This is a genomic window from Ectopseudomonas chengduensis (genome assembly GCF_900102635.1).
GTDB lineage: Bacteria > Pseudomonadota > Gammaproteobacteria > Pseudomonadales > Pseudomonadaceae > Aquipseudomonas > Aquipseudomonas chengduensis.
The window spans coordinates 146155-167115 of the sequence record NZ_FMZQ01000011.1 but is presented as its reverse complement, the minus strand read 5'-3'; the positions used below and the strand labels follow the sequence as shown (position 1 = coordinate 167115).

General features: G+C 64.6%; 13 protein-coding genes. 4 read left to right on the top strand and 9 right to left on the bottom strand.

Features of this window, described 5'->3' with window-relative positions:
• Positions 1-58 precede the first annotated feature (58 nt).
• Entirely contained in the window at positions 59-766 is a 708-nt protein-coding gene (gene cobB, locus BLS08_RS17665) for a Sir2 family NAD+-dependent deacetylase (RefSeq protein ID WP_017678847.1), read from the top strand.
• A gap of 114 nt (positions 767-880) precedes the next feature.
• On the opposite strand, the gene BLS08_RS17660 is transcribed toward cobB, so the two are convergent.
• The 4 genes from BLS08_RS17660 to ptsP all read right to left on the bottom strand — a co-directional run bounded on the left by BLS08_RS17660 (position 881) and on the right by ptsP (position 8730).
• Positions 881-3061: a hypothetical protein gene (locus BLS08_RS17660; RefSeq protein ID WP_090337071.1), complete on the bottom strand. Its 2181-nt coding sequence runs from the start codon at positions 3059-3061 to the stop codon at positions 881-883.
• Between the two features lie 147 nt (positions 3062-3208).
• Complete coding sequence (locus BLS08_RS17655; RefSeq protein WP_090337069.1) at positions 3209-4936, bottom strand: fructose-specific PTS transporter subunit EIIC; 1728 nt, start codon at positions 4934-4936, stop codon at positions 3209-3211.
• 12 nt (positions 4937-4948) lie between these two features.
• Positions 4949-5869, bottom strand: a complete 921-nt coding sequence (gene pfkB / locus BLS08_RS17650) for a 1-phosphofructokinase (protein WP_090337068.1) — start codon at positions 5867-5869, stop codon at positions 4949-4951.
• Positions 5869-8730 carry a phosphoenolpyruvate--protein phosphotransferase gene (ptsP, locus tag BLS08_RS17645; RefSeq protein ID WP_090337066.1) on the bottom strand — a complete coding sequence of 954 codons (2862 nt, stop codon included), beginning with the start codon at positions 8728-8730 and terminating at the stop codon, positions 5869-5871. The genes pfkB and ptsP overlap by 1 nt, the downstream gene beginning before the upstream one ends.
• Before the next feature lie 238 nt (positions 8731-8968).
• Here ptsP and cra point away from each other — a divergent pair, with 238 nt between their 5' ends.
• Entirely contained in the window at positions 8969-9955 is a 987-nt protein-coding gene (cra, locus tag BLS08_RS17640) for a catabolite repressor/activator (protein ID WP_090337063.1), read from the top strand.
• Between the two features lie 53 nt (positions 9956-10008).
• Here the strand turns inward: cra and BLS08_RS17635 are convergent, their stop codons facing one another.
• Entirely contained in the window at positions 10009-12066 is a 2058-nt protein-coding gene (locus BLS08_RS17635) for an AsmA family protein (RefSeq protein ID WP_090337061.1), read from the bottom strand.
• 136 nt (positions 12067-12202) lie between these two features.
• On the opposite strand from BLS08_RS17635, the gene BLS08_RS17630 reads away from it, so the two are divergent.
• The gene (locus BLS08_RS17630; protein ID WP_090337059.1) at positions 12203-12982 is read left to right on the top strand and encodes a TatD family hydrolase; all 780 of its coding nucleotides are present in this window, start codon (positions 12203-12205) and stop codon (positions 12980-12982) included.
• A 207-nt stretch (positions 12983-13189) separates the two neighbouring features.
• Here the strand turns inward: BLS08_RS17630 and BLS08_RS17625 are convergent, their stop codons facing one another.
• The 4 genes from BLS08_RS17625 to BLS08_RS17610 form a co-directional block, all read right to left on the bottom strand.
• On the bottom strand, positions 13190-15220 hold the full coding sequence (locus tag BLS08_RS17625; RefSeq protein ID WP_090337057.1) for a methyl-accepting chemotaxis protein: 2031 nt from the start codon (positions 15218-15220) through the stop codon (positions 13190-13192).
• 354 nt (positions 15221-15574) lie between these two features.
• Complete coding sequence (gene ampE, locus BLS08_RS17620) at positions 15575-16408, bottom strand: regulatory signaling modulator protein AmpE (protein ID WP_090337054.1); 834 nt, start codon at positions 16406-16408, stop codon at positions 15575-15577.
• A gap of 2 nt (positions 16409-16410) precedes the next feature.
• Positions 16411-16962 (bottom strand): 1,6-anhydro-N-acetylmuramyl-L-alanine amidase AmpD, encoded by a 552-nt coding sequence (gene ampD, locus BLS08_RS17615; protein ID WP_090337052.1) that lies wholly within the window; start codon positions 16960-16962, stop codon positions 16411-16413.
• A 388-nt stretch (positions 16963-17350) separates the two neighbouring features.
• Positions 17351-19651, bottom strand: coding sequence for a DUF1631 domain-containing protein (locus BLS08_RS17610; protein WP_090337051.1), 2301 nt, complete (start codon positions 19649-19651; stop codon positions 17351-17353).
• A gap of 403 nt (positions 19652-20054) precedes the next feature.
• On the opposite strand from BLS08_RS17610, the gene nadC reads away from it, so the two are divergent.
• Complete coding sequence (gene nadC, locus BLS08_RS17605; protein ID WP_055984061.1) at positions 20055-20903, top strand: carboxylating nicotinate-nucleotide diphosphorylase; 849 nt, start codon at positions 20055-20057, stop codon at positions 20901-20903.
• The last annotated feature ends 58 nt before the right edge of the window (positions 20904-20961 follow it).

Below are 20961 nucleotides of genomic sequence, written 5' to 3'. Positions count from 1 at the left end.
ACCCTGCGGATTGGTAATTGGCTTAGAGTTACCGCAACGCACCTGCTTCGGAGCCGCCATGCCCCATCCCAATATTGTCATTCTCACCGGCGCCGGTATCTCCGCCGAGAGCGGCATTCGCACCTTCCGCGCCGCTGACGGTCTCTGGGAAGACCACCGCATCGAAGAGGTGGCCACCCCCGAAGGTTTCGCTCGTGATCCGGCGCTGGTGCAACGTTTCTACGACATGCGCCGCGCCCAATTGCGTGATCCGGCCATCGCGCCGAATGCCGGGCACCTGGCACTGGCGGAACTGGAGGCTGCCTGGCAGGGCGAGTTTCTGCTGGTCACGCAGAACGTCGACAACCTGCACGAACGCGCCGGCTCCAAACGCTTGCTGCATATGCACGGTGAGTTGCAGTCGATTCTGTGCAGCAATAGTCAGCAGCGTTTTTCGCTCTTCGAGGACATGCCGGTCACGCAGGCGTGCGCCTGCTGCGGCCTGGTCGGCACCTTGCGCCCGGATATCGTCTGGTTCGGCGAGATGCCCTATCACATGGAGCGCATCTACGACGCGCTGGAGCAGTGCGAGCTGTTCGTCAGCATCGGCACCTCGGGCCACGTATATCCGGCGGCGGGTTTCGTCGAACAGGCACGTCGCGCGGGCGCGCATACGCTGGAGATCAATCTGGAGCCGAGTCAGGGCCATTCGCTGTTCACCGAGAAACGCTATGGCCCGGCCACCGAGCAATTGCCCCGCTGGGTGGCGGAGCTGTTGGCGGGTTGAGAGGGAACGTAGGGCGGGTGAAAACCGCCAATTGTCGAGCCGGCGGGTTACACCCGCCCTACGCTTATCAGCTGACTGCCCCTCTCCCGCAAGCGGGAGAGGGGCGACGAGCACCTACTGCACAGCGGCGTCAACAGGCGCCGCCGCTTCGGCTGGTACCTCCGGCTCCGGACTGAACACGCCGTTGATCCAGGCGTAATAGCCCAGCCCCAGCGCCAACAGCAGAGCGATGATCCAGGGCCATACCACCGGTTTGTTGGCATAGGGATCGCGCAGTGCACGGTCGCTGCCCTTGGGCAGTTCCGCCATCTGCGTCAGAGCAGTGCCGAAGGGAATGCTGATGCGCGCCTGGGCATTCACCGCCCAGCCGTTGCCGTCGAGGATCGGCCCCAGGCTGCGCCGGCGCAGCTTGAACCAGGCCAGCAGCATGGCCGGCCCGGAGATGGCCAGCAGCACGCAGAGAAACAGCAGCGGGATCTGCCACCAGACCAGTGACAGAATCCCCGTGACCACCGCGGCCAGCGCCGTGCCCAATGCGCCGACTGCGAGGCCGATAGCGGCGAAGATACCGGCGAATTTGGCGATATCGAAGGCCGGGGCAGGTGTGGCGGCTGGAGCAGACCCGGTTTCGCCGACCTTGGCGGCGGTCTTGCTGACCATGTCGGCGTCGCGACTGGCTGCAAGCTTCTGCACCTGATCGGACACCAACTTGGAAACGCGTCGATACGGCGACCAGAACGCCTCGCGAATGCTGATCGCATGCTGTACCACCTTGACCACAGTGGCATCCCAGTCATTACCGTCGCGGTCGTAGAACAGACCATGGCGACCGGCCTGCAGGTCGCCCTCGCTGCCGGCGGTCACCGCCGCCACGATGTTCAGCGCCTCCTTGCCACGCACCGGCTCGCCGCGACGGGCGCAGGCGCAGTAGAGCAGAAAGCACTCACTGGCCGCCGCCACCTTGGCATGCGCCTCGACATCACCGACCTCAACCACCAGCTCGCAACTCTTGCCGTCGATATAGAGCACGCCAGCCTGGAACACGGCCTTTTCCTGCCGCGAATAAAAGGCCTGGAAAGACACGAAGTTGCGCAGCAGTCGGACCAGGCCATGACGCAGGCGAATCAGCTTGTCCAGTTCGACCAGCCCGTCCGCCGCTTCGGCCACGGTCTTGTCCTCTGCCACCAGCGCCAACAGGCGCGCTTCGGCGCCCTGCTCCACCAGTTCGAGAATACGTCCGCGCTCAAGCACCTCGGCAATCGCCACTTTCGGCGTCTCGGCGCGCCAGGCCAGGTAGTTGCCGCACAGCGCGACCAGGTGCTGCCACTGCTCGCGCGACAGGCTGTCCTGCTCGCCATACACCGGCACCACCACACGCTGGCGGAATTCATCGACGGCGTGCTGCCAGGCCGGGTTGAGGCCCTTGCTCAGTGGTAGCTCGTCACCGTGTTGCACAGTTGCCAGAGGCAGGCCAGCCACCTCGCCGGCATCTGCCAGCGACAGCGATGCCAGACGCACCAGCTCCTCTTCCCTGGCGTTCATCAGGGCGGCTGCACGCGGGTCGAACTCGGCCATGGCCACGCGGGTGAAGTAATCGTCGATCTTGGCACGCACGGCACTCAGCGCCTCGACCGCCGCCACCGTGCCTTCACCGAAAGCATCCAGTCCCTGCTCGGCGGCACGCGCATGCCAGGCATGCAGCTGACGCGCCTGATCGAAGAAGGCGGCGATCTGTTCGGCGCCGATGGCAGGCTCGCCACTGCGGTCGGTCTGCGCCCCCAGGCAGGCGATGATGTCGGTGATGGCGGCCTTGAGTTCGGCATCGTCGGTAAAGGTTGCCGGTACCAGGCCGTCGCCGTTGGCCTCATGCGGCGGGAACAGCTTCGCCAGATCAGCGGTATCGGCAGGCGTCAGGCTCTCACTATCGGGCCGGCCGAGCACACCCAGCAGGCGCTGTGCAGCCAAACGCAGGCGCACACCCACGGCATCGTCGGTGAGCGACAACAACAGCAGCGGCCCCTCCTGGAACAGCACGGCCGGATCACGCAGGCGGGCCAGCGTCCAGTCGACCACATCGAGAATCTCCGGCGCGCGAATACGACCGTCATTGTTCAGGTCGATGTACTGCAGCATGCGCCGGTCCAGCTCCAGGTTGTTCACCGGGCAGGCCAGGCTGGCCCAGAGTTTCTGGTCCAGGCCGCGCAGGGCGGCGAGGTCGGCCGGGGTTTCCAGTTGCACCTGATCGAAGCCGCCGGCACGGAAGAAGCGCCAGCGATGCGCGAGAGCTTGAGTCATCTACAGAGGATCCTTTCTTTGTGGGGGCGACTGCGCCACGAAGCCAAAGGGGGCCATCGCAGCGCATCGGCGCACCGCCCCCTTCAACAGACTCCTACTTGTCCGGCGCTGTTCAACTCAGTGTAACCGAGGCAACGGACCCTGCGCTTATTGCGCCCCAACCGCCAGCGGCTGCGCCTCGGACTGCTTGATCAGCGCATAGAGCACGCCAGTGACCAGGCTGCCAGCGACGATGGCGAGCAGGTAGAGCAACGCGTGATTGATGGCGTTGGGAATCAGCAGCACGAACAGACCGCCGTGCGGCGCCATCAGCTTGCAGCCGAAGTACATCGACAGCGCGCCGGTCAGTGCGCCGCCGGCAATACTGGCCGGGATCACTCGCAGCGGGTCCTTGGCGGCGAACGGAATCGCCCCTTCGGAGATGAAGCACAGCCCCAGCACCCCGGCGGCCTTGCCAGCCTGACGTTCGCTCTGGGCGAACTTGCGCCGTGCCAGCACGGTAGCGATGGCCATGCCGATGGGCGGCACCATGCCGGCCGCCATGGTCGCGGCCATCGGCGCATAACTGCTCGACGCCAGCAGGCCGACGGAGAAGGCATAGGCCGCCTTGTTGATCGGCCCGCCGAGATCGACGCACATCATGCCGCCGAGCAGCACACCCAGCAGGATCGCATTGGTGCTGCCCATGCCATCGAGAAAGGCAGTAAGCCCTGCGAGCATGCCTGCTACCGGACTGCCAACCAGATAGATCATCACCAGCCCGGTGAACAGGCTGGCCACCAGCGGGATGATCAGAATCGGTTTGAGCGCCTCGACGCTGGCCGGCAGGCGCACCCAATGGGCGATGGCCTTGGCCGAATAGCCAGCAAGGAAACCGGCGATGATGCCGCCGATAAAGCCGGCCCCCAGCGAACTGGCCAACAACCCGCCGATCATCCCCGGTGCCAGGCCCGGACGGTCGGCGATGGAATAGGCAATGTAGCCGGCCAGCAGTGGCACCATCAGTTGAAAGGCGCTCTCGCCGCCAATCTTCATCAGCGCGGCGGCCAGGGTGCCCTCCTCCTTGAATGCCTCGATACCGAAGACGAACGAGAGGGCGATCAGCAGACCGCCCGCCACCACCATCGGCAGCATGTAGGACACGCCGGTGAGCAGATGCTTGTAGGGGCCGGTTTTCTCGCCACTACTGGCGACGGCCTTGCCCTCGGCTGGCGCGGCTTCGCTCAGCGGTCGCGCCTCGCTGAGCGCCCGTTCGAGCGTCTTTTGCGGATGTTTCAGTGCCACGCCGGTGCCACAGCGGTAGACCTTCTTGCCAGCGAAACGGCCGGTGTCCACCTCGATATCGGTGGCCAGCAGCACGGCATCGGCAGCGGCGATGGCAGCATCGTCGAGCAGGTTGCGCGCACCGACCGAGCCGCGGGTTTCCACCTGCAACTCGATGCCCATACGCTGCGCCGCCTGCTGCAGGGCTTCGGCAGCCATGAAGGTGTGCGCCACGCCGGTGGGGCAGGCGGTCACTGCGACCAGTCGGCGACGGCCGCTCGGGACAGGCTCGCTACTTTCACCATAGGGCTGAGCGCGCTCGGCGGCGTCACGCAGAAAACGCTGTGGGTCGGCCAATGCCTCGGCCGGCGAAGCCTGAAACAGACGCTTGCCGGCAAAACGGGCCAGCGGCAGCTCACCGGTCTTGACCACCAGCACCCAGTCGGCGGCGGCGATCTGCGCTTCGCTCAATGGCGAACCAATCGCGCGCGCGTCATGCACCTCGACACGGGTTTGCCAGCCCAGACGCTCGGCTGCGGCCTGCAACAAGCGCGAACACAGCACGCTGGTGACCTGGCCATTGGGGCAGGCGGTGACGATCAGCAGATTCATGGTGGGTGCCTCTTATTTTTCTAAAGGGTGCAATTGCACGGCCGCTTCGAAGCGGGCCAGTTGCTCGCGATCATGGATGCCGAAGCCGATCTGGGTGACTGCCTGCGCTGCCACCGCGGTGGCCAGGCGCAACGTACGCTCGGCCGGCCAGCCCTCGAGCAGGCCGTGCAGGCTGGCCGCCAGCAGCGAATCGCCGGCACCGACCGTGCTGGCGACCTCGACACGCGGCGGCGTGGCACGCAGGGCGATGTCCGGGCCATGCCAGTCGACACCGTCGGCACCACGCGACAGCAGCACGTGCTCGATACCCTGCGCACGCAGCATCTGCACGGCGGCAGACAGGTCGCTGCCGCATACCTCGGCCAGCTCTTCTTCGTTGGGTTTGATCAGCCAGGGGGCGACGCCCAGGGCCGCCTGCAGGGCAGCACCACTGCTATCGACCGCCAGCGGCACGCCGCTGGCCTTGATCCGCCGCAGCAAGCCGGCGAACCATTGCGGGGTGACGCCACGCGGCAGGCTGCCGGCCACCACCACGGCGTCATGCCCGGCGAGCAGCGGCTCCAGCTCAGCCTCCAGGCGCTCCAGGTGCTCAGCCTCGACCTGCGGGCCGGGGCCGTTGAGGTCGGTGATGCAACCATCGGCCTCGGCCAGCTTGATATTGCTGCGCGTCTCGCCCGGCACGCGGACGAACAGGTCGTGAAAACCGCGCTTGTGCAGCAGACTCTCGAACGGTGCGGCATTGGCGCGGCCGAGAAAGCCGCCGACGCTCAGGCTGTGGCCAAGGTCGGCCAGCACCTGGGCGACGTTCAGGCCCTTGCCGGCGGCGTGGCTGCGCAGCTCATGGCAGCGGTTGATCGCGCCGGGCTGCAGGCGGTCGAGACGCAGGGTCAGGTCCAGCGCCGGGTTCAGGGTCAGGGTCAGGATTCGGGCCATCAGTGCATCTCCGCCACCAGCGCGCGCACGGCGCTGGCACTGTCCAGGGTCAGGGCGCGGTCAGCCAGGGTTCGCGCCTGGCGGCTGTCCAGCTCACGTACGCGCGCCTTGACCAGGGCAATCGAGCGCGGCGTCACGCTCAACTCGTCGACGCCCAGGCCGACCAACAGCGGCACGGCAAGCCGGTCGCTGGCCAGCTCGCCGCAGATGCCGACCCACTTGCCCTGGGCATGGGCAGCGGTCACGGTCATCTCGATCAAACGCAGCACGGCGGGATGCAGGCCATCGGCCTGTGCCGACAACTGCGGATGGCCGCGGTCGATGGCCAGGCAGTACTGGGTCAGGTCATTGGTACCGATACTGAAGAAGTCCACCTCACGCGCCAGCACCGGCGCCAACAACGCTGCCGAGGGCACTTCGATCATGATGCCGATCTGCAGGTCGCGTACTTCGATCTCTTCGCGCAGGCGCTGCACCATGTCACGCGCCGCGCGCCACTCCTCCACCGAACCGACCATGGGGAACATGATCCGCAGCGGGCGACCATCGGCCGAGGCGAGCAAGGCGCGCAGCTGGGTTTCCAGAATCTCCGGACGCTGCAGGCTCAGGCGAATGCCACGCACGCCAAGGAAAGGGTTCTCCTCAGCCGGCATCGGCCAGTACGGCAGGGGTTTGTCGCCGCCGACATCCAGCGTACGCACCACCAGCGGGCGCCCGGCGAGGGCATCAAGCACGCGCCGGTACTCGCGCTCCTGCGCGGCGTGATCCGGGGCCTGGGCATGCTCCATGAATACCAGTTCGGTGCGCAGCAGGCCCACCGCTTCCGCGCCCAGCTCCACCGCGTCGGCGGTTTCGCCGCTGGCACCGATATTGGCCGCCACTTCCACACGCACGCCATCGCGCGTCTGCGCATCGTTGAAGCGCGCGGCATGCGCCTGCTCGCGCCGCTGCTGCGCCGTCTCACGTTCATGCAACGCCTGGTCGCGCTCAGCTGTATCCGGGGCGATGCGCAGCAGGCCGCTGTCGCCATCGAGCAGCAGCGGCGTGCCTTGCGCCAACGCCAGCACGCCATCGCCAGCACCGACCACGGCGGGAATCCCCAGGGCCCGGGCGATGATCGCGCTGTGCGCGGTGGCGCCCCCCTGCGCGGTCAGGATGCCGGCCACGCGCTGCCGGTCGAGGCCAGCGACGTCCGACGGCACCACTTCAGCCATCACCAGGATGTACGGCTCGTTCGGCTCGCTGGGCAGCTCTACGCCACACAGATGCGCCAGCACACGGTTGCCGATATCACGCAGGTCAGCCGCCCGTTCGGCCAGCAGCGGGTCATGCAGCGCCTCCTGACGCTTGGCCGCGGCCTCGACCTCGAGCTGCCAGGCCGCTTCGGCGCTCGCGCCCTTGGCCAGGCGGGCGTCAACGTCTTCACGCAGCGCTGGATCGGCGAGCATGGCCAGGTGGGCACTGAAGATTTCCCGAATGCTCGCCACACCGGCGCCATCGACCAGACGCTGAATCTGCGCCGCGACAGCCGCCAGGGCTGCATCCAATCGCGCACGCTCCTGCTCGACTCCCTGACCTTGCTCGGCGAAATGAAACGCCGGCGGCGTACGCACCAGCGCCGGGCCGATGGCGATACCGGGCGAGGCACCGACCGCCTGCAGACGGCTACCGGCAACAGGGGCGACCGCTTCGACCGGTTCCAGCTGCGTCGCGACCTCGGGCAGCGCTTCATTCAGCGGCTCGACCGTTTCGCCCAGGCCACTTTCCAGCGCGGCGCGAATGGCCGGCAGCGCGCTGTCGGCAATCGCCGGTTCGGCGCTGAATTCGAGCATCTGCCCGCGGCGCGCGCCCAGTGCCAGCAGGCGGCTGAGGCTCTTGGCCGAGACCCCGGCGCCCGTATCGCCGAGCAAGCGCACACGGATCTCACCGGCGAAGTCCTGCGCCAGTTCGCTCAGCGCCTTGGCCGGACGTGCGTGCAGACCATGGGCATTGAGCAGCGGCACGCTGAGGCTGGGCCAGTCCGGCGGCACTTCACCGCCCAACGCCTCGATCACCTGGCGGCTGTCGCTGGCTTCACTGAACGCCGCCGCCCGACCACCGATCAGCACATCGCACAAACGCTCCAGCGCCTGACGGTGCGCCTCGCCCTGGCTGGCCAGGCAGAACAGACCGCGCAACGCCTCACCGCGAAAACTCAGCGGCTGCGCCGGGGTGACGAAAGCCAGCCCAGGCCGTTCGACGCTGGCCTCGCTGTGCAGCCACCACAGGCCATCGCCCAGCGGCAGCGGCTCGCCACGGGCCAGCCCCAGGGCGAAACCGCTACGGGCGCAGCCAGCCTGGCGCAACAGGCGCGCGCCCTGCCAGAGCAATTCGTCGAAGTCTTCGGCGGGCTGCGCCAGCGCCACCAGTTGACCGTCCAGTGCCAGCGCCTGCGGTGCGCCCTGCAGCAGTTCGAGTATCTGCGCCGGCTCGCGGGCTTCACGCAGCGCCTGGCTCAGGTCCCCCTCGCCGAGGGCACGGGTCAGCAGTTGCAGCAGGTGCAGGTGCTCGTCGGATTGGGCGGCAATGGCAATGGCCAGGTACACCTGCTGGCCGTCGCCCCAGTCCACGCCCGCGGGGAACTGGATCAGGCTGACGCCGGTGCGCAGCACCTGATCGCGGGTCTGCGGCGTGCCATGGGGGATGGCGATGCCCTGACCGAGAAAGGTCGAACCCTGGGCTTCGCGCGCCTGCAGGCCTTCGAGGTAAGCCGCAGTGGCCAGGCCGGCACTGGCCAGCGCATCGCCGAGCATGGCCAGGGCTTCGCCCTTGTTCGCCGCCGCCCGGCCCATCTGGATTTGGCTGGCATCGAGTTCGAGCATGGTGGTCTCCGGCTTGGATTCTTGTTCTGATTGAGAAGGGTGTTCACGGACTCGGCGCTCACTTACGCCACCCAAACACCTTCAAGACTAGCTGATGAATCGCACCGCTGAAACGTTTCATCAAACGCTGGCACCTTATCCGATAATGGGTAATCCTTGAAGCCCGGCCGTCGTCGAGTCGGTGTAGACTCGCCGCGCTCGCACGCTCGAAATCCTTTCCCTGCATGGTGCTGCGCCCGTGAAACTCAGCGACATCGCCCGCCTGGCCCAGGTCTCGGTGACCACCGCCAGCTACGTGATCAACGGTCAGGCCGAACGTCGGCGCATCAGCCCTGCGACCGTGGCCAGGGTGCTGGCCGTGGTCGAGGAGCATGGCTATCGCCCGGACCAGCAGGCCGCCAGCCTGCGCCGCGGGCAAAGCCGCTGCCTGGGTTTCATCCTGCCGGATCTGGAAAACCCCAGCTATGCGCGCCTGGCCAAGCTGCTCGAACAGAAGGCGCGCGCCGCCGGCTATCAGTTGCTGATCGCCAGTTCCGACGATGACCCGAGCAGCGAGCGGCAGTTGCTAGAGCTGTTCCGCTCACGCCGCTGCGAGGCGCTGATCGTCGCCAGCTGCCTGCCTGCGGACGATCCGCTGTATCCGGCCATCGTCGCCGCCGGCCTGCCGGTCGTGGCCGTGGACCGCGCGCTGTCGCCCATCCACATCCGCTCGGTGGTCAGCGACGACGAACAGGCCGGGCGCACCCTGACCGAAAGCCTGTTGACGCCCAAACCCCGGCATATCGCCCTGCTCGGCGCGCGCGCGGAGCTGGTCATCAGCCACGCGCGCGAACGCGGCTTCCGTTCGGCATTGAAAGGTTTCGACGGGCGTATCAGCGTCTATCACGGTGAGCTGTTCAGCCGTGCTTGCGGCTACCGACAGATGCAAACACTGCTGGAGGAAGTCGGCTCGCCGGATGCGCTGCTGACCACCGCCTACGTGCTGCTCGAAGGAGTGTTCGATGCGCTACGCGAACAGGGCAGCGAACAATGGCCTTCAGTGCGCCTGGCCACCTTCGGCGATACCCAGTTGCTGGATTTTCTGCCGCTGCGAGTCAATGCCATGAGCCAGCAGCACGAACGCATCGCTGAGCGCGTGCTGGCGTGGACGCTACGGGCGGTGGAACACAACGACTATCAGCCCGGCATCGAGGCCATCGGCCGCAGCTTCAAGGCCCGAGCCTGAATATTGGCCCTTGAGGGCGAGGCGGGTTGCACCCGCCCTACGCGCTGAGCGGATTACTGGCCGCCCTGAATTTTCTGCAGCAGCGGCGCGCACTGGCTCGGCTCATCGCCAGCGCTGGGGGCCACCAGCGCCAGCAAGCCGGCCGCCGGCGCCACCGCAACGCCCAGCGCTACCAGCCCAACACCACGCAGCGCCAGCGGCGTGGCCTGCACGCCTGGTGACGGCTCCTTGAACGTGCCGCGCACATACAGCGGCGAACGCAGGGAAAAGATACGAAAGCCCTTGGTCGCGGGCGTGATGGTGAAGTTCAGCCGCTCGTTGGCGAAGTTGGCACTGCCGTCGACCTTGATCACCGCATTGTCGGTGTCGATGACGAACAGCCGCGTGCTCATCAGCCCCTGCTTGATGCCGAGATCCGCTGCCGCGCAGTGGATCTTCACATCCTCGTCGCCGAACAGCCTGCCGACCAGGTAGTTGCCGACGTTCAGCCCGGCGATTTCCATCAGCCCGCGACTCACCGCGCCATCGTTGATCAGCATCTTCAACTCGCCATCGGCGCTGCCGAGCAAAGCGGCCACCGAGTTGCCACGGCCGCTGATGCGTGCATCGCCGTTGAGCTCACCGAGGCTGGTCTGCATCGGCGCGAAGGTGGGAAACAGCTGCTTGAGCTTGAGGTCACGCGCGCGCAGACGCATCTGCCCCTGCAACGGCGTGGTCGCACCATTGAGACGGATCTGCGAGTCGAACACACCGCCGGCCATGCCGAAACGCAGTGGCTCCAGACTCAGCATGCCGTCATTGAGCACCACATGGGTGTCGAGATCGGTGATCGGTAACTGCTCACTGTGCACGATGCGCTTGCCGACGAAACGCACATCGGCGTCCATCGCGCGCCAGCGGTCGGTGCGAAACTCGGAAACGGGTAGCGCCTTGTTCGCCGGCTGCACGTCCCGCTCGCCACGCGCGCGCTTGTCCGCGCTGGAGTCGGCGCCGATCAGCGGCGCCAGGTCACTGAACAGCAGTTGGTTGGAGGTCAGCCTCCCCGACAGTTTCGGCCGTGGCTCGCGGGCCACGAACGTCAGGTCGCCATGGATATCGCTGTCACCGATCTGGCCGTTGAAGCCGAGGTAGCGAAAGATCGCCCCATCGGCATCGTGCAGGTCAGCCTGCAAACGACCGTCGGTGCTGTACGGCGGAGTATCCGGCAAGGTCACGCCGGTCAGCGGATACAGATGACCGAGGCTGGCGCCGGACAGGCGCAAGCGCAGATCCAGAGCCCCCAGGTTCTGCGGATCGGTCAGACTGCCGGCCAGCACGATACGGGTCGCGCCAATGCGCAGATCGGCCTGCAACGGGAACGGCTGCGACGCGTCATGCAGCGCCAGCAGACCACCGACCTTGCCGCTGCCGGTCAACGGCTGGCCACGGAAGCTGCCCTTGGTCTGCCAGGCGAAAGCGTAATCCTGGGCGCTGGCATTGCTCTCGGTCAGGCGCTCGGCCGCGCTCTTGCCGACGATATCGGCGAATGGGATCGGCTCGCCCAGCGGCTGGATAATCGCCTCCAGGCGGGTATTGCTGACCTTGTCGTCGACCTTCACCTGCCCCCTGTCGAAGCCGATGGTGCCAATATCCAGCGTCCAGGGACTGGGCTGCTTGCTGTCGTCCGCCTCCTCCTTGCCCAGATCGAACACCCAGTTCGCCCGGCCATCGGCCAGGCGCTGCAGATCGGCGACCGGCGCGCCGAGTTCGATACTGGGAATGCTCACCGTTTTCCACAGCAGCGGCAGGGGCGACAGGCGTAAACGCACGCTGTCGAGACTGACGAAGGTATCGCCCTGCGCCCAGTCCGGATTGCCCAAGCGCAACTGCTCGGCAGCAAAATGGGGCCAGGGTAGCCAGGCGCTCAAACCCTGCTGACCGGCTTCACGCTGCCAGACCACGCGCAGATCGCCCTCGATGGCAAACGGCCGATTCAGGGCCGCAGAAACCTGTTCATTGATCAGCGGCCGCGCCCGATTCCAATCGAACAGCACCAGAAACAGCATCAACGCCGCCAGCAACAACAGGAAAACGGCGAACAATGCGCCTACAAACTTGCGTAAATGGCGCACCCAGCGACCTCCTTATTTCACTGCCCGAGTGAAACTCGTCCATGTCCATACGACTGAAAAGATTCGCCAACGCTCCCTTGCCCTGGCGTGAAAGGGGAAAATAGCCGATTCTGAACGCCCGCTGGTGAGCAGACCGATGCGCCTGATCGACACCCATACGCACCTGGACTTCCCCGACTTCGACGCCGATCGCGACGAAGTACTCGCGCGCAGCCACGCGCTGGGCGTGCAGCGCATGGTGGTGCTGGGCGTCTACCAGGCCAACTGGCAGCGGTTGTGGCAGCTGGTCGAAGAGGATGAGGGCCTGTACGCAGCCTTCGGCCTGCATCCGGTCTATCTGGACGATCACCGCCCAGAGCATCTCGATGAGCTGCGCGACTGGCTGGGCAAACTGGCCGGGCACCGCAAGCTGTGCGCCGTCGGTGAGTTCGGCCTGGATTATTACCTGGAACACCTGGATCGGCAGCGCCAGCAAGCGCTGTTCGAAGCGCAGCTGCGACTGGCCGCCGAGTTCGAGTTACCGGTGCTGCTGCACGTGCGCCGTGCCCATGCCGCGACCATCGCCACACTCAAGCGTTTTCGCCTGGCACGCGGTGGCATTATCCACGCCTTCGCCGGTAGCCATGAGGAAGCACGCGAGTACATCAAGCTGGGCTTTCGCCTCGGTCTCGGCGGCGCCGCCACCTGGCCGCAGGCCAATCGCCTGCGCAAGGTGGTGGCGCAGCTGCCGTTGGAGAGCATCATGCTGGAAACCGACTCGCCGGACATGGCCCCGGCCATGCACCCCAACCAGCGCAACAGCCCGGAATACCTGTCTGACATCTGTGCCGAGCTGGCAGCGTTGCGTGGCGTTACGGCCGAAGAGCTGGCTACGGCCAGCAGCCGTAATGCGGATGAGTTGTTCGGCTGGGCATAGACCGCACAGATGGTCAGGCAAATCGCCCTTCACGACCGTCCGTAGGAGCCCCGCCTCGGGGCGCATGTTTCCAGACCGTGTCGCCCAGATTCGCGGCGGGGCGCCGCTCCTACAGGGCCAACGCGACGGCCGCGGGAATGCTGTGGGAGGGGCTTCAGCCGCGACGACTACAAAAGCATCGCCACTGAAGCGCCTCCCACGCAGCGATCAGACCCGGAATGCGCCGATCAACTGCTTGAGACGCGTAACCAGCTCGCTCAGCTCGCGGCTGGCCTGCTCGGTCTGGCTGGCACCGGCAGCGGTACGCTCACCCGCGTGGTTGATCTCGACGATATTCTGGTCGATATCGTGCGCCACCGCCGTCTGCTGCTCGGCCGCCGCGGCGATCTGCTGGTTCTGGTCGACGATCATGCCCACCGCACCGAGGATGTTCTCCAGGGCCTGCTGCACCTTGGCCGACTGGCTGACCGTACCATCCGCCATCTGGTGACTGGCGTTCATCGCCTTCACCGCCGCCCCCACACCGCCCTGAAGCTTGGCGATCATCGCCTCGATTTCCTCGGTGGACTGCTGCGTGCGCTTGGCCAGATTGCGCACCTCGTCAGCCACCACGGCGAAACCGCGACCCTGTTCACCAGCCCGCGCCGCCTCGATGGCAGCATTGAGCGCCAGCAGGTTGGTCTGCTCGGCGATACCCTTGATCACATCGAGCACCTGGCTGATCGCCGCACTGTCGCTGGCCAGTTGGTTGATCACCGCCACCGACTGGTCGATTTCACCGGCAAGACGCTGGATCGCACCAACCTGTTGCTCGACCAACGCGCGGCCACTGACCGTTTCCTGATTCACGCTCTGCGCACTGCCTACCGCTGCGGCAGCGCTACGCGCCACCTCCTGGGCAGTGGCGGACATCTGGTTCATCGCCGTGGCCACCTGCTCGATCTGTGCACGCTGACCGGCCACCGCCTGGTTGCTCTCGCCTGAAACCAGCTCGACGCGATCCGCCTGGCCACCGACCTCGCCCACCGTATGCCCGACGCGCTCGATCAGGTCATGGATACGCACCACGGTCTGGTTGAACACCTGCCCCAGCTCGCCCAGCTCGTCTCGGCTCTGTGCCTGGAAGTTGGCCGTCATATCGCCTGCGGCAACCCTATCCATCACCTTGCCCAGATTTTTCAGGGTAGAGCGGGTGGAAACGTAGAAGCCGCTGTAGAGGTAGACGATCAACAGGAACACCACCACCAACGCCACCACCAGCAACACCATCTGTGCACGGTTCTCGGTCAGCCGCTCACTCAACTGGCTATCGAGGAACGCCAGCAGACCGTCGTTGAAGGCGTAGGTCTTGGCCATTTCCTGGCTGACCTGATCGTAGAACTGCGCCCAGGGCGTATCCAGGCTGTCGGCGATGATCACCTGATCCTCGAACAGCACGCCGCTGTCCTTAAGACTCTGGCGACTGGCTTCGGCCAGGCTGCCCAGCCCATTCTGCGCCGCGACGTTACCGGCCAGTGCCTCCTGCAGATTCAGGCCGTACTCGGCATGCAACTTCTCCAACTGCAGCAGCAGATCATCGAACTTGGTACTGGCCGCCGAATTGAGAAAACCCTGCCCCAGGGAATAGGCGCCGATGGCACGGCCTTGGCTGAGCACATTGGTGATCTGTGGGGTGACGTTGGTGATCAGCTCGGTAATCTGCCGCACCTGGCGTTGCGGGTCCTGGCTCAACCCCGCCTGGCTGGCCACCAGCTTGATGAAGACCTGGGAGGAGCCCAGCAGCTTCTCGACGATGACAGTCTTGCTCTGCAACGAGGTCTCGGCCTCCGCGCTTTTCAGCTCGGCCAGCAATTCATCGCGCTTGGCGACGAACTCCGCTGCCTGCTCGGCATCGCCGGTCACCGGCTGCAGGCCTTGCAGGCCGGCATTGAGCGACTGCTGCAGTTGATCTATACGCCCTTCCAGATCCCCCGCCTGACCGGACTGACCGATCATCGAGTTGATCTGCACCAGATCGTTGAGGCTTTCAAGATCGCGGCGCAGCTGCAGGCTGCTGCCGAGTAGCTCGAGGCTTTCCAGGGCAGTCTGGGTGCCGACGAACTGACGATAGGAGTCGCGCACCAGATAGAAGTTGGTGACGAGCATGGGCAGGAAGAATAAAACGCTGATCAGGCTGAACTTCATACCGAAGCTGAGGCGATTCATCAGCGCGATGGCCGGATACAACACGGTCTTCACTAGACGTCTCCAGTTGCCATTATTGTTATTGGTATCGCTTGGATCGCCGCCGAGCCTCTCACGGGCTGACAACGGCGTCCTGCGCAGCCCGACCTGTGGCGCGTGAATCTACGCGGCGAATACAGGCAGATAAAGTGACGAAAATCACCAAACAGGGTCGGCTACCGCCTCCTTATACCCCTTATCGACACGCGTCTCTGTAACTTAAGGTTAAATGCGCGCCCAGCGAATCCAGCTAAGGCCGTGTAGGAGCCCCGACTCGGAACGAATACTGTTTTGCCATTCGCCGCAGGGCGCAGCTCCTACAAAACCAGCACGACGAAACAGAGAGGCTCAGGCTCTCGATGGGCACTTCTAGATGAACAACACCCAGACCGCGTAACCGGCGTACCAGACCACCGCTGCACGAATCAGCAGTTGCCACAGCTGATCCAGGGTATTGACGCCTTCCTCGCCCATCACCGGCGGCGGCATCTCACCGGCCGCACGTCCGGCCTTGATCACCAGTTGCGCGGCAGAAATGTCCCAGCTCAGCAACTCATGCAGCAAAGCGCGGCTGACGGCGACGAAATTACCGACCAGCGCAAAACTGGAAGCCAGTACCCGCGCCGGCAGCCAATCGAAGGCGTGGCGCAGTTGCACGGCGCGCTCACGCAGAGCGGCTTGCTGTGCATGCTCGGCGCTCAAGGCCAACAGGCGATAAGCCAGCGCCGCCATGGGGCCGAGCAGCAGATACCAGAAGATAACGGCGAAGAAGCTCTGATAGGCCTGCCACAGCAGATGCCCCTGAACCTGCTGCAACAGTTCGGTGCCCTCCTCCGGCTGCAACGAAAGATCACGTTCAGCCACGTGGTAAGCCGCCTGACCGTCACCGCGCCGCCAGGCGTCGCGAAACGGCCCTAGCGCCGCAAGCAGATCACCACGCCCCAGGCTGTAGATCAGTACCAGCAAATGCACTGGAAATGCCAGCCAGCCATATGCCAGCGGCTTTAGGATCAGCAACAGCAGACCCAGCGCCAACACCGGCAACAGCACCAGAATGGCCAGGCACAGCCATGGGGCTTGCTGCAAACCGCCTTGTTGCAGGCGCTGCAGTTGCGCCAACCAGGGGCCGTCCTGCTGGATGCGCAGACGCCAGGCAGAAAATTTCTCGACCCACAGCACCAGCAGAATCACCAGAAAACTCATTGCTACCTCTCCTTCAATTCGGCGTGCAGACGCGACCAGTCGAACGCTGCCCCCGGGTCGGTCTTGCGCCCAGGCGCGATATCGCTGTGGCCACGGATACGCTGCGTCGACAGCGCCGGGTAGGCGTCCAGCAACTGTCGCGTCAGCTCGACCAACCTGGCGTACTGAGCGTCGGTGTAGGGCAGATCATCCGTCCCTTCCAGCTCCACTCCTAGCGAAAAATCATTGCAGTTGTCGCGCCCCTCGAACCAGGAAACCCCGGCGTGCCAGGCACGATCCAGACAGGAGACGAACTGCGTCAGCCCGCCATCACGCTCGATGAAGAAATGCGCAGAAACCTGCAGGGACGCGATCTCGGCGAAGAAAGGATGCTCGTGCACGGGCAAGCGGTTCTGAAAGAACGCCTGCACCTTGCCGGTGCCGAACTGCCCAGGCGGCAGGCTGATGTTGTGCATCACCAGCAGAGAGATCTCGCCACCGGGGCGAGCGTTGAAATTCGGCGATGGGCAGTGAGGGATGCCCTGAAACCAGCCAGTGGAAGGGTCGAGCTGCATGTGACACTCCTGAACGTGTCACCACTCTAGAGCAGGCGGCTACGGCGGCCAAGCGCGAGGCCGCAACAGGATGTGCAAAGGCGGGGAAAATCGAGGGAAACTCAGAAAAACTCATTCATCGTCACGCCCGCGAAGGCGGAAACCCAGGAAAACCGCAGGTTCTGAATTATCCCCCCTCAGACCAGCGCAAGCGCTGTTCAACGATAAAGCTGCTGTCCCGCCTGCGCAGCAATGACGTTTTTCAGAATATCCCGAGGATCACGCCCTGTAGGAGCCGCGCCTCGCGGCGAATCGATATCGAGCACGCCGCAGGATTTAAAAGCTTCGCCCCGGGGCGGGGCTCCTACAGACCAGGCCGTTGCCAGGCGCGAAGCGCTCCTGGCAACAATCAGCTGTGCTTCAGCTTGCGTAAGTTACCGATGACCGACTCCAGAGCGCGGTCGAACAGCAGCGCATCGTCAAGCAGGCGCACAGCGTTGCGGCGGAACTCCACCGCCAGAGCGTTGCGCGTCTTCTCCAACACCTTCATGCCGGTGCGATTGACAAACACGTACTTGCCAGTGGGTTTGATGATGGCCGCCAGCTTGCAACGCAGCTTGTGCTCTTCATCTTCCTGGATTTCCACCCAGCTACCCACACGCAGGCTGTCTACCTGCAGCAGCGCCTCGTCGTCGTCCGGAAGCACCACGTCCGGCTCCTGCGGACGGGTCTGGCCCGGCGCGAGCAGAATGATCTCTTCGACCACCTCGACCATCGCCGGAGCGTCCTCGACCTCTTCGGCCGCCGGCAGTTCCAGCAGTGGCAACTCGATGCCGGCTTCGCTCAGCTCGGTGTGCGCAGCGTCCTCGACAACGGCCGTCTCGGCTTCCGGGGCCGCGCGCTTGAAGCGCTGGAAAGCCTGTACATGCAGCACTTCCAACTGGCTGAAGAATTCGCTGGTAGAGAACGGATCGAACGCCGCACTGGCCATGCCTTCACGCAGCGCCTTGAGCAAACCAGGCACCAGCTCCAGCAAACGCAGACGCGCCTCGGGATCCTCGTGCGGGGCGACACTCCAGACCAGGTCATCCATGGTCTGCAGCGCAGCCTGCCATTCGTCCGACTCCACGCCATGCTTGAGGCAAGTGAGCATCAGCACCTTGCTCCAGGCTTCCTGCAGCAGCCGCACCACCACTTCCGGCAGGGTCTTGCCCAGCAGCCGCTCGTTCAGTGCATGTTCGACCTGGCGGCGGGCCAATTCGGCCTTCGCGCTGCCTTCCTCGGCGTCACGGGTACGCTGCTCCAGCAGTTCACTACGACGACGCTCATCGCCAGTGAACGCCATGAATTCGGCCAACAGCTCGGAGAAGATCGCCGGATCATCGACGAAATCGTTCAGCAGGCGCTGAACCACCTGTTCGATCTTCTGATAGAGGCTGTCACGCTGCGCATCGTCCTGGTCGACCCAACCCAGCGCGGCTGAGGCGATTTCGTTGAGCAAGCGGCGCGCCGGATGGCTGCCACGGCTGAAGAAGGTCTTGTCCAGCACCGCAACCTTGAGCATCGGGATCTGCAGACGGCCAATCAGTGCCTTGAGCGAATCCGGCAGGGTGCGGTCATCGAGAATGAACTCGAACAGCATCGATACCAGATTGATCACATCTTCATCGACCTCGCCAACCACCCGCGCCTTGCCACTCTTGGCACTGGCGCGCTCGAGCAATCGTTCGAGCTGGTCGCGAAGGTCGAAATCTTCGACGGTGACCTGCGCCGGGGCACGCTGCTGTATGTGCGATAGCAGGCGCATCAGGTCGCTGCTGGTGATCGGCATTGCATCGGCTGTCTGAGCCCGGCGCGGCATCGATGTGCCACGCACTTGCGAGAGCAGATCCTGCAGTGCGCCGAAGACTTCCTGCACGCCCTGATCAGCGCCTTCGAGCAAGGAAATGCCTTCCTCACCGGACGACTGGGCATAAGTGGAAGCTGCCGGGCGCTGCTGACGGCGCGGCGGTGCGGACTTCAGTTCAGGCAACACGCCCGCACTGACCAGCGCCTGATTGGCCTCGGCGTAAAGCATGTCGCAGCTGCCGAGCACGTACTTTTCGAACAGCTTGAGGATGATCAGCTTGACCTTGATCTCCACACCCAGGCTACTGCAGGCGTCGAGGAAGTATTCGCTGAGCAGGGTGGGGCCGAGCGGATTGCTCTTGTCGTCCAGCTTCTTGCTGATCACCGCATTGAGGCGCGTGGTGAGATGGCCCAACGCAACAGCGTCTCGGCTCATCACCTTGGCCACCATGGCGTCCAGCGCCACGGTTTCTTCCAGCTCGTCGTTCTGCACCAGGCTCAGGCTGTCGAACGACACCGCATCCAAGGCTGGCTGTGGTTTGCCGATTTCGTACTGATTGAGATTAGCGAAGGACTCGAACACCTTCTGCAGAAAGCCGCGCTCGATATTCTTGCGCTTCAGACGCAGGTCACGCATGGCTTCGAAGAAAGCATTCTGCTCGGTATTGCTGGTCGCCCGATCCGCCATCTCGAAGAGGGTATCGTCAGCATTGTCGAACAGGCTCTGCAGGTTCTGCTTGAGCTGTTGCGCCGCTTTGTCACGCACCTGAATCAGCGCCACGGGCAGTCTTCCTACCGGCGAAGTTGGCGATTGCTCTGCGGTCGCCTTGGTCAGGGGCACCACATTCGCGTCGGTCTTCATTCTAGTCTCCCGCAGACTGCCCGAACTCGAGCTTCCTGGTCTGCACAGCGTCAACCGAGCGTCGTCCGTAACGTCAAAGGCCTGGCGTCAATAATGAAAAAAGTAAAGCCATTATAGGGAGGCTGCGCGTCATACCAAGCCAATTTTTCCCACAGACATGACCCAGATCACAGATAGCTACACGCCACCTCCAGACGGTAGCCAATACACGACAGCCGTATCTCTACAGCCTAACGCTGACAGCCCTGTGACGCTGCCCCGCTGGTCGGGCCGCACAAGCCTCTTCTGACGCTGCACGCCGCAGCGAAATCCTTTGCCCTTCGATGGCTGCGAGCACACTCCAGCCCATTGCCCTGCCCCTGCCTGCCTCTATAATCGCCGCTCGTCTACACCGGAGCCGATCATGCCCAACCTGACCCTCGCCGACCTCAGCAGCGAAATCGAAGCCAACGTCCGCCGCGCCCTCGCCGAAGACATTGGCAGCGGCGACATCACCGCCCAGCTGATTCCGGCCGAGCGCCTGGCCAGCGCCCGCGTGATCACGCGTGAAGAGGCAGTGATTTGCGGCACCGCCTGGGTCGATGCGGTATTTCGTCAGCTCGACCCGCGCGTCGCAGTGCACTGGCAGGTGCAGGATGGTGACAAGGTAAGCGCCGACCAGACCCTGTTCCGCCTCGAAGGCCCGGCCCGCGCCCTGCTCAGCGGCGAGCGCAGCGCCCTGAACTTCCTGCAGACCCTGTCTGCAGTCGCCACCCGCTGCCGCCACTATGCCGACCTGGTTGAAGGCACCCAGGTAAAGCTGCTGGATACCCGCAAGACCCTCCCCGGCCTGCGCCTGGCCCAGAAGTACGCCGTGACCTGCGGCGGCTGCCACAACCACCGCATCGGTTTGTACGATGCTTTCCTTATAAAGGAAAACCACATCGCTGCCTGCGGCGGCATCGCCCAGGCCATCAGCGCCGCCCACCAGATCGCCCCGGGCAAACCGGTGGAAGTGGAAGTGGAAAGCCTGGAAGAACTGCGCGAAGCGCTGGAAGCGGGAGCCGATATCGTCATGCTCGACGAACTGTCACTGGACGACATGCGCGAAGCCGTGAGACTCACCGCCGGCCGCGCCAAACTCGAAGCCTCGGGCGGCATCAATGACAGCACCTTGCGCGTGATCGCAGAGACGGGGGTGGATTACATCTCGCTAGGGACGCTGACCAAGGATGTGAAGGCGGTGGATTTGTCGATGCGCCTGGCCTTGTAAGCCACCGACCCACTGTAGGAGCCGCGCCTCGCGGCGAATCGCAGCCTCACCGAAATCG